Source organism: Lentibacillus sp. Marseille-P4043 (assembly GCF_900258515.1).
In the GTDB taxonomy this organism is placed as follows: domain Bacteria; phylum Bacillota; class Bacilli; order Bacillales; family Amphibacillaceae; genus Lentibacillus_C.
The window spans coordinates 751,284-763,600 of record NZ_LT984884.1; the positions used below are offsets into that span (position 1 = coordinate 751,284).

At 39.2% G+C, this 12,317-nt stretch carries 12 protein-coding genes and 1 tRNA gene; 1 reads left to right on the forward strand and 12 read right to left on the reverse strand.

Translation table 11 applies throughout. The features are described from left to right. Positions 1-26: 26 nt before the first annotated feature. The 7 genes from ftsH to spoIIE form a co-directional block, all read right to left on the reverse strand. Positions 27-2,066, reverse strand: coding sequence for an ATP-dependent zinc metalloprotease FtsH (gene ftsH, locus C8270_RS03960; protein ID WP_106495588.1), 2,040 nt, complete (start codon positions 2,064-2,066; stop codon positions 27-29). 166 nt (positions 2,067-2,232) lie between these two features. Then, positions 2,233-2,778, reverse strand: a complete 546-nt coding sequence (gene hpt / locus C8270_RS03965; RefSeq protein WP_106495589.1) for a hypoxanthine phosphoribosyltransferase — start codon at positions 2,776-2,778, stop codon at positions 2,233-2,235. 12 nt (positions 2,779-2,790) lie between these two features. Next, on the reverse strand, positions 2,791-4,179 hold the full coding sequence (gene tilS, locus C8270_RS03970; protein WP_106495590.1) for a tRNA lysidine(34) synthetase TilS: 1,389 nt from the start codon (positions 4,177-4,179) through the stop codon (positions 2,791-2,793). A 65-nt stretch (positions 4,180-4,244) separates the two neighbouring features. Continuing rightward, the gene (locus C8270_RS03975; RefSeq protein ID WP_106495591.1) at positions 4,245-5,189 is read right to left on the reverse strand and encodes a protein kinase domain-containing protein; all 945 of its coding nucleotides are present in this window, start codon (positions 5,187-5,189) and stop codon (positions 4,245-4,247) included. Continuing rightward, positions 5,152-5,892, reverse strand: coding sequence for a VWA domain-containing protein (locus tag C8270_RS03980; protein WP_106495592.1), 741 nt, complete (start codon positions 5,890-5,892; stop codon positions 5,152-5,154). Before C8270_RS03980 ends, C8270_RS03975 begins: the two co-directional genes overlap by 38 nt. 33 nt (positions 5,893-5,925) lie before the next feature. Continuing rightward, positions 5,926-6,552 (reverse strand): hypothetical protein, encoded by a 627-nt coding sequence (locus C8270_RS03985; protein ID WP_158701587.1) that lies wholly within the window; start codon positions 6,550-6,552, stop codon positions 5,926-5,928. Then, the gene (gene spoIIE, locus C8270_RS03990) at positions 6,533-8,983 is read right to left on the reverse strand and encodes a stage II sporulation protein E (RefSeq protein ID WP_106495594.1); all 2,451 of its coding nucleotides are present in this window, start codon (positions 8,981-8,983) and stop codon (positions 6,533-6,535) included. The genes C8270_RS03985 and spoIIE overlap by 20 nt, the downstream gene beginning before the upstream one ends. Before the next feature lie 375 nt (positions 8,984-9,358). On the opposite strand from spoIIE, the gene C8270_RS03995 reads away from it, so the two are divergent. Beyond that, a tRNA-Met gene (locus tag C8270_RS03995) sits at positions 9,359-9,432 on the forward strand. Between the two features lie 206 nt (positions 9,433-9,638). On the opposite strand, the gene C8270_RS19695 is transcribed toward C8270_RS03995, so the two are convergent. From C8270_RS19695 to yabP, 5 genes are all read right to left on the reverse strand, one after another. Further along, positions 9,639-9,959 (reverse strand): hypothetical protein, encoded by a 321-nt coding sequence (locus C8270_RS19695; RefSeq protein ID WP_158701588.1) that lies wholly within the window; start codon positions 9,957-9,959, stop codon positions 9,639-9,641. A 242-nt stretch (positions 9,960-10,201) separates the two neighbouring features. Continuing rightward, positions 10,202-10,585 (reverse strand): S1 domain-containing RNA-binding protein, encoded by a 384-nt coding sequence (locus tag C8270_RS04000; protein WP_106495595.1) that lies wholly within the window; start codon positions 10,583-10,585, stop codon positions 10,202-10,204. 72 nt (positions 10,586-10,657) lie between these two features. Next, a complete protein-coding gene (locus C8270_RS04005) occupies positions 10,658-11,038 on the reverse strand; it encodes an FtsB family cell division protein (protein ID WP_106495596.1) in 381 nt (126 codons plus the stop codon). Between the two features lie 6 nt (positions 11,039-11,044). Further along, the gene (yabQ, locus tag C8270_RS04010; protein ID WP_106495597.1) at positions 11,045-11,644 is read right to left on the reverse strand and encodes a spore cortex biosynthesis protein YabQ; all 600 of its coding nucleotides are present in this window, start codon (positions 11,642-11,644) and stop codon (positions 11,045-11,047) included. Next, positions 11,641-11,940 carry a sporulation protein YabP gene (yabP, locus tag C8270_RS04015; protein ID WP_106495598.1) on the reverse strand — a complete coding sequence of 100 codons (300 nt, stop codon included), beginning with the start codon at positions 11,938-11,940 and terminating at the stop codon, positions 11,641-11,643. Before yabP ends, yabQ begins: the two co-directional genes overlap by 4 nt. Positions 11,941-12,317: the final 377 nt, after the last annotated feature.

Genomic DNA, 12,317 nt, shown 5'->3' on the forward strand with positions numbered 1-12,317 from the left:
AACATGGGAGGTTGCTTTTGATCTTACTACTCTTTTTTATCGTCATCATTGACAGGGTTAGAATCGTCTTGGTTTTCTTCCTTATCTTCTTCCCGATCTTCTTTTTGTTCGATTTCTGCACGTGCTTTTGCTTCATCGTACGTTTCCGGTGCAGTATCATCATCTTGTTTTGATTGGATGTTGACCCGAACATCATCTTTATCAGATGTTGTTTGTGATGCTTCTTCTGTTATTTCCTCTGGTTCAGGAAGCACACCATCCTCAAACAATCCTTTTATTTGCTTAGCATCTAACGTTTCCACTTCAAGTAGTGTTTTAGCAATTAACAATAACTGATCTTTGTGTTCAGTAAGAATTGTTTTTGCACGATCATAGCAATAATTAATAAAGTTTTGCATTTCCATATCAATTTCATGTGCGATGGCATCACTATAATTTTGCTCATTTTGAATGTCCCGTCCTAAGAAGACATTTCCACCACCGCCACTATTGAATTGCAGTGGACCTATTTTATCACTCATGCCATATTCGGTAATCATTTTACGAGCAATACCTGTTGCACGTTCAAAGTCATTCGATGCTCCGGTACTTACTTCACCAAAGACGATTTCTTCTGCCACACGACCGCCTAACAGACCGGTAATTTTATCAAACAACTCCGGCTTAGTCATAAAGTAACGATCTTCTCTAGGAAGCATTACCGCATAACCACCGGCTTGCCCACGTGGGACAATTGTAACTTTATGAACCATATCAGCATCATCCAGCACCATACCAATAACTGTATGACCACTTTCATGATGTGCCACAATATTGCGTTCTTTTTCTGAAATAACTCGGCTTTTCTTAGCTGGACCTGCAATAACACGGTCAATTGCCTCGTCAACATCAAGCATGTCAATCGTACTTTTATCTTGACGGGCTGCAACTAATGCCGCTTCATTTAATAAGTTTTCTAGATCCGCACCCGAGAAACCTGGTGTACGCATCGCAATTGTTTTAAGGTCGACTGTATTATCAAGCGGTTTGTTTCTAGCATGTACTTGTAATACTTCCTGACGACCTTTAACATCTGGACGATTAACCGGAATCTGACGGTCAAATCGACCTGGACGCAATAATGCTGGATCTAAAATATCTGGACGGTTTGTTGCCGCGATAATGATAATACCTTCATTCGCACCAAATCCATCCATCTCAACAAGAAGCTGGTTGAGTGTTTGTTCACGTTCATCGTGACCACCGCCAAGTCCGGCACCACGTTGACGACCAACCGCATCAATCTCATCGATAAATATAATACATGGAGCATTTTTCTTCGCATTTTCAAATAAATCCCGTACACGAGACGCACCAACACCGACAAACATCTCAACAAAGTCTGAACCACTGATTGAGAAGAACGGTGTACCGGCCTCACCAGCAACTGCTCGTGCTAGCAATGTTTTACCTGTACCTGGAGGCCCTACTAATAAGACACCTTTTGGAATGCGTGCTCCAATGGTTGCAAATTTACGAGGATCCTTCAAAAAGTCAACAACTTCAACAAGCTCTTGCTTTTCTTCATCCGCTCCTGCTACATCTTTGAAACGGACCTTTTTCTTTTCTTCACTATACATTTTCGCTTTACTCTTACCAAAGTTCATCACGCGACCGCCGCCGCCTTGCGATTGACTAAGAATAAAGAAGAAAAATAGTCCAATAATTAGAAACGGAATCATCGTTGTCAAGAAGGTAACCCATCCGCTTGGCTGTTCCTCTTCTTCGACATTCAACACACTTTGTTCTTGTGCTTTTGTTGTGATGTCAGCGACTACATCCGTGTTATTCGGAACCTGTGCAATGAATTGTTTATCATCATTTTCAAGTGTTCCGGTTAAACGCATAATTCCATTAGCTGGCTGCATCGTCACTTCAGCGATTTCACCATTATTTAAGGCTTGCATAAATTCTTCTACATTATATTGTTCTGCCTGATCGTTTTGTCCCTTAAACACTCCTATAACGCCAATAATGACAAGAAATATAAGGAAATAAAAGATCACATTCCGAAATAATCGGTTCATTGCCTACCTCCTCCCAAGCGGGAAAAACTATCTTACATAGTACCATAGTAAAAAGTTTGAATACAACTAATTCCACTTATAAATGGCTTTTAATTTCTCACTATTTTTTTCACTTTGTAAAACTTGAAATGATTGTGAAATTCGACATTCATTCTTTCTGTTTTCGTTATGCTTCTCCACCATATATTTTCGGTTTTAATACACCGATATACGGCAAATTACGATATTTTTCTTCATAATCTAACCCATAACCTACTACAAACTCATTTGGTACATTAAACCCGATAAGATCTGCTTTAATATTTGCTGTTCGACCTGAAGGCTTATCCAATAAAGTAACAATTTTAATTGACTTTGCTTTACGATATTTGAATAAATCAACTAAGTAACTTAATGTGAGACCACTATCGATGATGTCTTCAATAATTAATAAATCACGGCCTTCTACCTTTGTATCTAGGTCTTTTACGATTTTCACTTCTCCAGATGAACGCATTTGACCACCATAGCTTGATACGTCCATAAAATCCATTTCCAAGTATGTTTCTACATGTCTAAGTACATCAGACATAAATGGCATTGCACCTTTTAACACACCAATTGCAAGCGGGAACTTACCGTCATACTCCTCTGTAAGCTGTTTGCCGAGTTCTGCGCATTTTTTTGCAATATCTTCTTGTGATATTAATATTTTTTCAATATCATTATGCATTTTCCGTTCCTCCTACACACTGCCTTTTTCATAACTGATTTTAATATATGAGGTGTTGTTTGCCTGTTTTTTTGGCTGTCCCTTTTTTAACCCGATAAGCCATAGGATCTCTCCATTATTATCGGTAACAATCGGCCATTTATCCCGTTCTTTCATCGGAACCTTTGCATCTATGAAGATATCTTTAATCTTTTTACTTCCGTTTAGCCCCTTCCAGCACATGCGGTCTCCATCCTGCCTCATTCTAATATGTAAAGGTAACGCAATATCTTCTTTTCTACATACATACGTATTCTCATCTGTCACCCCCGGATTATCGGTGAAATTTGCGACTACTTTTGCTCCATCCGGCAATATTATTTCCCCGGGAATAAGCAATGTTTCATTCACCTTAAGCGTTTGGGATTCATCAAAGTAAAAGCTCAATTGCTGGTACGCCTTTTCCACTTTTAATTGATGTGGAAAATTAATGTGGACATTAGCCTTTTTGCTGGTTAACAACACAAAAAACTGTTCCTCATGAACATACGATAAATCTTTTGGCAATTCATCATATAGATAGTTTAATATTAGATGATAGAAACGCCTTTGTAAAGCAAGGGGATATGTTTGGAAAGCATCAATTTTAAATGTTGCCACACGTTCATCCTTATCTATCGTAACTACCTTATCGAAAAGTTTTAGTGCCTCATTAACCAAAAATGTTTCGTCGGCCTGTATGTTTTCACTTAAATGTTGCACTGTAGTATGTATATTGTTGTTTTGTGTTTTTATTAACGGAATAACTTTATTTCGAAAATAATTCCTTGTAAAATCCGTTGTTTCATTAGTTGGGTCTCTCCTTGGAATAATATTATGTTGCTTGCAATACTTCTCTATTTCGTTTTTTGAAACACCCAAAAGGGGACGAACAATAAAACCTGTTGCAAATGGTCGCTTAAAAGGTATTCCAGCAATTGCCCTTGGATTGGATGATCGTGTAAGTCCCATAAGCATTGTTTCAACTTGGTCATCACCATGGTGACCAAGCATTAAATAATCTGCTTGCTCCTTTTGCATTTGTTCAGAAAATATCTGATACCGTAATTCCCTAGCTGCAACCTCTGTTCCAATTTTTCTACTATGTTTATACGATAATACATCCACAGAAGTTCCATAAAAATCAATTTCCCATTTATCACACATTTCCTTTACGTAAGTCAGGTCTGCTTTAGACTCATCACCGCGTAATTGATGGTCAACTGAAACAACTACTACGCGAAGATTGTACTCTGTTCGAATAGACGATAGAAGGTGTAAGAGCGCCATGGAATCAGGACCCCCAGATACGCCAACTAATACCGTTTTACCTTTTTTTAATAATTGGTGCTTCTTCATAAATGAAATGACTGCTTCACGCATTTTTACCCAACCCCAATTTATTTTCTAACCCTTTTACCTTATCATATTTTCAGATACGAATGAATTCATGGTAATAGTAAGGATGATAGATAAAAAACCAACGATAAAATAAAAATACTTGTCGCCTCTATTACTGCTGGTCCCTTCACAGTTGGGGGCCTTTTCTTAGTTGTACGTCTATTTGTGCTCCTTCTTTGCGCTTGATAGATCGTACTGGCCAGTTCCCTTCTCATTTGTGCACTAGATTGATATTTTCCCTGAATCGCCTTTTTTAAACAAGGCCTGTATAACCGTAATGCCTTAACCTCATTCATTTTAGTCATTAATGTTTTTTCCGGGTGTGGCCCTTTTTGGAAGTGTTTAGGGAAATAGATACTTAAAAAGACCATTGTAACTGCAAACAGATCATAGGATGGTTCTGCCCGTCTAGAACCCATTCCCCAATAACCACGGTCAAAAAACTCGGTATATTCCTTGATGGCCCTACCAATTTGTGTTGTACCTCCAACATCGATCCAACGAACTTTTGGTGGAGATGATAATACAAGCAAATTATCGGTTTTTAAATCCCCAAACACCCATCCCGCTTGATGTAGTTGCTCCAAGTCTTCGAGTAATTGGAGCATAAACACGCCAGTCCACTCACTTCCATTTCGATTAATAAAACTAGGTAGCGTTTCACCTTGTAAATATTCCATTACGTAAAAGGTGTGCTTTATACCTTGAGGTGTGACCCAATCATCAACATCGAATAAAGAAGGTCCAAGCCGATTTCCTTGGACCTTTTCAAGCGACTTTAATACATTGACCTCCATTGTCATCGATGCGCTGTTATCACTAATTTTTAGTGCTCTATTTTTACCATTGCAAACACACAGATATACAGAGCCAATAGCCCCACTTCCTAGCTTTTGTTTGATGACATAACGATGTTTATGCCATTTACCCCTGATGGTCGTGCCTGGTCTTAATTCAATACCCTGATTCTTCCATGCTTGATTTATCTTCATTACGAAGGCTCCTTAACAAACTTTTTTTGCCAAATTGATACATTGCCTCCCGTATTGCTGGGCCTGTTGGGGTAATCCCGCCGCTGGTCAGCTTTGGAAAAACCGTTGATACAGCATCAAGTTTTGGTGACCAATCAAAAACCTTTTGTATACTTTCACGTTTACCAGGGAAACTAAAAATACAAAAGCGATTCCGACCAATTCGTGCATTTAAGCTAATCGACAAGTCAACCAATGCCTCTTTCACAGTTGGAAGTTTGTCATGCATACTAGCACTTGTATCAACTAGAACAAGCACCTCTAGGTCACACGTTTCTCCCATGTCCTCTACCACTTCCATAATTTCGCCGCGTTTTTCCGGTTCTAAATCTTCCATCGATTGATTGGGTCCTAATATTTGTTTTAGTTCTTGATTAACAAAACCTTGTAATGTTTGCGTCATTGCCTGTTTTGTTACTGTTTGTACTGTTTGTGATAATGCTTGCTTATAGACTAGTTGGCTCACACCACCACCAGAAAGTGCAATGTCCTCTACTTCTCTAAGCCCTTCAGGATCTTCCGTTTGATCGTCATTTAAGATTCCAATTACATTAACCGTAATCCCTTGTTGTGAAGCAATTGCTGCTGTTGCTGCAGGACTCTCTCCTCTATTCGAACAGCCATCTGTTATCAACAAAATCTGTTTCAACGTCCCTTTTTTCATCAAAAATCCCTCCCAACTATTCCAGTACCATCATCACCAATAAGGGCCGATCGTATACATTGGAATATAGTAGGAAGGATGCTCTTGATCTCGAGATGATGTTTTCTCCCTGGCGCCGATGTTTCTTGCTTTCGGGATGATGTTTTCTCCCTGGCGCCGATGTTCCCTGCTTTCCGGATGATGTTTTCTTTCTGGCGCCGATGTTGCTGATTTCGGGACGATGTTTTCCCCCTGGCGCCGATGTTTCTTGCTTTCGGGATGATGTTTTCCCCCTGGCGCCGATGTTTCTTGCTTTCGGGATGATGTTTTCTCCCTGGCGCCGATGTTTCTTGTTTTCCGGATGATGTTTTCTCCCTGGCGCCGATGTTTCTTGCTTTCGGGATGATGTTTTCTCCCTGGCGCCGATGTTTCTTGCTTTCGGGATGATGTTTTCTCCCTGGCGCCGATGTTTCTTGCTTTCGGGATGATGTTTTCTCCCTGGCGCCGATGTTTCTTGCTTTCGGGATGATGTTTTCTCCCTGGCGCCGATGTTTCTTGTTTTCTGGATGATGTTTTCTCCCTGGCGCCGATGTTTCTTGCTTTCGGGATGATGTTTTCTTCTTGGCGCCGATGTTCTTGTCCTCGGGTGTTTCCATCATGGTTACTGTGCTTCTTTTTCATAGGCTGGTATACTTGTCCATTGGGGCGTATTTTTTACGATTTTGGCTACCATCACTGTCATATCATCTACAATTGCTCCAGACCTAGTGCGGACAACTTCCTCTAGCAGTAAATCAGCCATTTCCTGTGGATCATCCGTTCGCATTTCGCGGATTTTTCGTTTTAACCAAATATCCGTATTTTCTACATGTTTCGGCCCGTCAAAGATCCCATCACTCATCATAATTAATACATCTTCTGCTTTTAATTGTTCACTAACAATATCTACGTCAAATTCCTGAATGATCCCCATTGGTAAATTACTAGCTTCCACTTTAAGCATCTCGTCTCCTCGTTTGATAAAACTAGGGGTAGAGCCGATTTTCAGAAATCGAACAAATGCATTATGCAGATTAATAACAGCAAGATCTAACGTTGCATACATCTCGTCTGTAGAACGTAACGATAAGATGGAATTGATCGATTTAATCGCTACCTTTTCCGGAATTCCAGTTTGCAAAATTTGATGCAACAACCGTAATGTTTCATCACTTTCTTCGTGTGCACGTTTCCCATTACCCATACCATCACTAATTGCCATTGCATATTTACCTGCACCAAGTTCAATTGTTGTAAAGCTATCACCAGAGATTAAGCCTCCACCTTTCGCGGCGTTTGCCACCCCTGTTTCAATTACAAACTCCTTTGCAGAACCAAACGCTAAATAGCAATAACCATTTGGAAATGGCGAGATCTCTTCCTCTTTCACAATAATCATCTCGTTTAGGATATCAGAGAGAACTGGGGCGATTAATTTAGGCCCCTCTCCATGGTAATCATTAAAAGAAGCGGTCATTTCAATATCAACATTGCCTTTATCCAATCTGAATATATCGAGCTTCTCCAAATCAATTCCCATATTTTTTAATGCATTTACAATTTGGACCTCTTGATTTTCATGGTGCTGTCTCTCTTTCAAAATTTCCTTGGCGAAGTTCTCCATCACTTCTGATACACCCTGAAGTTGATCTGCTACAAATCGCTTACTTTCCATCACCTGTTTTTTTAGCTTTTGATTAGCCTCAAAAAAGGACATTTCCTCTTTCATTGTCTCCATTACCTTTTTTGACTTAACACAATGATTCTCAAATTGATGGAGTATTTTACGTTCCGGTTCATTTCCCTCTTCAAGGTCATCTTTCATGCTCTCCATTAGTGTATATGTTTTATCAAATTGCTGCTGCCAGCACTTCTCCTTCATGAAGCAGCTTTGACAAGTTTTTTCCGTGACTTGACTTAAAAAGAAATCTGTCTCCCGCTTGCGATCCATTTCTTCCTGTGGAAATTCCTCGGTATTTGTGAAACTTTTCGATAATGCTTCAAACACATCAGAAAACTGTTCAACTCGTTTAGCTGTAACATTACGGACCTTTTGCAAGTATTGTTCCTGTTCATTGGTATATTCCTCTGTTCCTGGAATATAGCGAGATAATTTTTTAAACCAGCTTGCCGGTGTAAGAAAAAAGAATACAATTGCAATGGATGATTCTAAAATGGAAGGTACCAGTGTGGAAGCGTCTCCATAAATCCCGACCAAAAATGTCCCCACAAGCAGTCCAACACTTACTCCCATTTTCCTTCCTTCTTTTAGTAATCCGCCAAGTAATCCAGAAAAGGCTAGCAAGCTCATTTGATAAAGGTTCGCAACATTTGCAAGTGATAAGATTAGACCAGCAACGACGCCAACCGTTGATCCAACAGCAGCTCCACCTATAAAGGCGAGCATGAGCACGAAATACCTGGAGAAAATTTGTTCCACGGATGCATCATAGAATTCCCAGCCAATTGTCCCTGTTAAAATCGATGCAATCAGAATAATCATGCAAACAATTTCTTCATTTTTTAAAGTTGGTTTATATCTTTTTGGTGATAATAGCGGAATGCTCTGCATAAATATTAATACAAGTACAGTACCTAAAACCCCCTCAACAAATAGAAGCATCCATTCATATGATGAAAGCTGGTCTGTGATTGAATAAAGAAATAATCGTGGTGCAATGGTAGAAAGGAAAACAAACAGCGGAATAACCGTTTGTTGATTTTTTACATTTTTAAACAATCCAGCAAGAAAAATAAATACAATCATAGCTAACGTAACAAATATACCTTGGGCGATCGTAAAGCTTAGTGCACCCGCAATAATTGCTAGCATAACCTTTGCTGCCTTTTCTTTATGTACAAACCATACAGTTGCTAAAAAGGCCACAGCAAACGGGGATACATCTGATAAAATCACAGCTCGTCCTAATAAAAAGCCAACAATAAAAAGCAGCCATCCCTTTTCAAGCATTACCGTTTTTGCACCGGAAGATATTTTACTTCGCCATTTACCTATATCCTTTGTTTCACGTCCAAATGTTTTCGTTTCTACTCTTGGAATTGAATCCATCATAAAAAACCACTCCCTCTTAGAAATAGTTAATCACAAGTTGGATTGCTTTTTTGTCAAAACAACAGAGCGTATTCATAAAATCGTTCGACTAAGTTTTTGATGGACAAGCGATTTTCTACAAGTATCACAGGAACCCGCGGCTAGCGCTTCGTCCCATTTATTCTTACGTCATGAGATCATCACTACTATCCACACCCTTTTCTAATTTATCCGTTTAACACGATAAACTAGTGTATCATTTGTTTTTTCCTATCAAGATTGCTCGAATGTTGAATTGTAAATTATTAATATCACTAAATTTATTCTATTCTGTAAAAATCGCACAGTATTGACACTTTTCTATAGCTGTTGTATTATATCACTTGTGACTGATTTGGCGGCGTAGCTCAGCTGGCGAGAGCGTACGGTTCATACCCGTGAGGTCGTGGGTTCGATCCCCTCCGCCGCTATTACCAAAAACGAAAGTAACGTTTAACGATGTACGGAAAAACCGTACAATAGACGTTAGTTGCTCGAATTACATCACAGTAAAAAAATCGGCTAAATGCCGATTTTTTTATTTAGACTCTTTTCCTGACTTTTGTTGCTTTATAATTTCGTAGTTGATAGAACATGCGAGATAAGTTAAGAAGTTGCTCTCCCGCCGGGGTCTTGATCAGGTCGATGTTCTCGCGTTCGGGTTGATGTTCCCGCGTTCGGGTTGATGTTCCTGCGATTCGGGTTGATGTTCTCGCGGTTCGGGTCGATGTTTTCGCATTCGGGTTGATGTTCTCGCGATTCGGGTCGATGTTTTCGCATTCGGGTTGATGTTTCCGCGTTTGGGTCGATGTTTCCGCATTCGGGTTGATGTTCCCGCGATTCGGGTCGATGTTTCCGCGATTCGGGTTGATGTTCCCGCATTCGGGTTGATGTTCCCGCGATTCGGGTCGATGTTTCCGCGTTCGGGTTGATGTTTCCAGGGAGTGGTTTCAATCACTCAACCCACATTAGAGTGAGAGAAAGCGTCATAAAAAGAATTATCACTGCGTCGCATTTTATATCTATTGTGTTAAAACAGCCTTTATTTAAAAGAATATGCTACGGGTTCTGTTTGGAGGAATACGCCTATTTTCCGATCTGTAACTAATCCCGTTACAAAAAAGCAGGTACCAACGTAATTACGTTGGTACCTGCCTTTTTTATTTATCGTAAATAGAGCATCCTTATAGACAGCAGTTGCTATCCTCTTTTAGCACCTCGGCCCCCGCGTTTGGATTCCGTGTGCTTCTTTAAAGAGGCTAAACGGTCTTCGGAATCTTTTAGAAAACGGTTCATTTTTGATTCAAATGATTCCGTGCGCTCACGGGTATTTCTTTGGCGTTGTGGTCTATCTTTTGCCTTCTTAATTGACAAACCAATCTTGCCGTCCTTTTCGACATTAATTACTTTCACCTTTATTTCATCCCCGACACTAAGATGTTCATTAATGTCTTTGACGTAATTATCGGCAACCTCACTAATATGGACAAGGCCTGTTTTTCCTTCTCCAAGCTCAACAAAAGCTCCAAAATTAGTGATACCTGTTACCTTTCCCTGCAGCTTGCTGCCTACTTCGATTGACATAAAAAAAATGCTCCTCCTTAAGGTTTTAAATATATAGTTCTAATATATTATAGCTAAGCATGTGAAAGCGTGTCAATAAGAGGGATCCTCGTTAGGAAGTTTAAAAATTAATTCTCCTTCTTTAGAGAAAAAATAGTTCGTTCGAGCGATCTCTAATACATAGTCTTCATCTTTTAATAAGTCAATTTCCTCATTAAGGTTTTCTTCTTCCTTTTTTAACGAGGCTAACTTATCTTGCATTTGTTCATATTGTTCATTCTTCTCAGCATGAAGTACACGCTGTTTAACGTGATATGCAGTCATGCTGCCAATAGCAATGAGTACCACAACAGAAAATAACACAAGACGGCGAATTAGACGTTTCTTTTTCTTTTTCTGTCTCTCTATGTATGCGTCATACTGCTGCATATAATTCGAATCTAATCTTGTTACCGTTTTTTTCTTTGTTGACACTGCTTGCTACCTCCTCTTAAACTTTAAATACTTCATGCCCTTCTTACCTATATTCTTTATTGTACTATAAAATCCTGCAAGTTTGTGAAAAAAATTTTGGATATTTCTTGGTAATAACCGATAGATTGTATAAAATATCCATTTTATAGGGAAGAAGATAACTTTCGCTACAAATAGGAGCAGTGTCATTATGAACTGAACGATCAACAGGACAATTGTAACAAACAATTTTATCATATACTTTATCGGGGTAATAATCAATATTTGAATTAGCCGCTCCACAAAGCGATAACAGGTTACAACGATTCGGATAATATGCTCTAGTAACCATTTATATAGAGGAGCAGCTACTGCTTGATAAATGGAAAACCCTAGAAAAAGGGCTAAGAAAACATAAAAGCGTAGTTCCCCTGCATTAACAAGGAATAACACATAAAATACAAGCAAGACCTGTGATAACCAAAAGGCTACCTCCATGAAATATACAAGGAATCGATTATCCTTCCAATGTGGCTTAAAGCGGCGAAATGTTTCTTGTATGATACCCAAATAAAATCCACTTATAATCATGACAATCATCGTCATGAACTGGACATTTAGTGTCATCGAAATAACTTGCTAAAGAACCCTTTAGCTTTCTCCTGGTGATGTTCATCCACATAGGAAAGCTCATATACTTTGCCTTTAATCGCAACTAATCCTTCGCCAACATCAAGGTTTTTTAACTGCAAATTTTGTCCACGAATAATTAAGTAACCCATTACAGTTTCCAGTAGAAATTCTTCATTATCAAAACTATCTACTTCTTTAACACCAGTAATTTCCAAATCCTTGCGATTGTTAATTTTTACGAAGTGATCTTGTTGAACTCGTTGCTCGGAATCTTTTTCATAATAATTCATTTGCTAAAGCCCTCCTTATCATTATTACCTTATGACAGGAGGGACAAGTCTAGAACAATTCGATAGTTAATTTTTCAACTAATAACTTTAAGTTGTTTATTAATGTTTTGCTACACATAAAATAGCAAATAATGCCAAAACAGCCAACTTTAATAATGGCTGTTTTCCTAAAGATTGGGGCTACGATTACTCGCCCCATCGAAAACATTTGTTGTTATTTACACAATAGATATAAAATGCGACGTAGTGATGTTCAAAATTGCCGCTCCGGAAATATACTTCGCTTTCCGCGGGCAACGCTTCAGCTTCCTCGGAAGAAAAGCACTTCCTGGGGGATGAGAGGCATCGGTGAGACCCCGCAGTGCGACGAGCAAAAC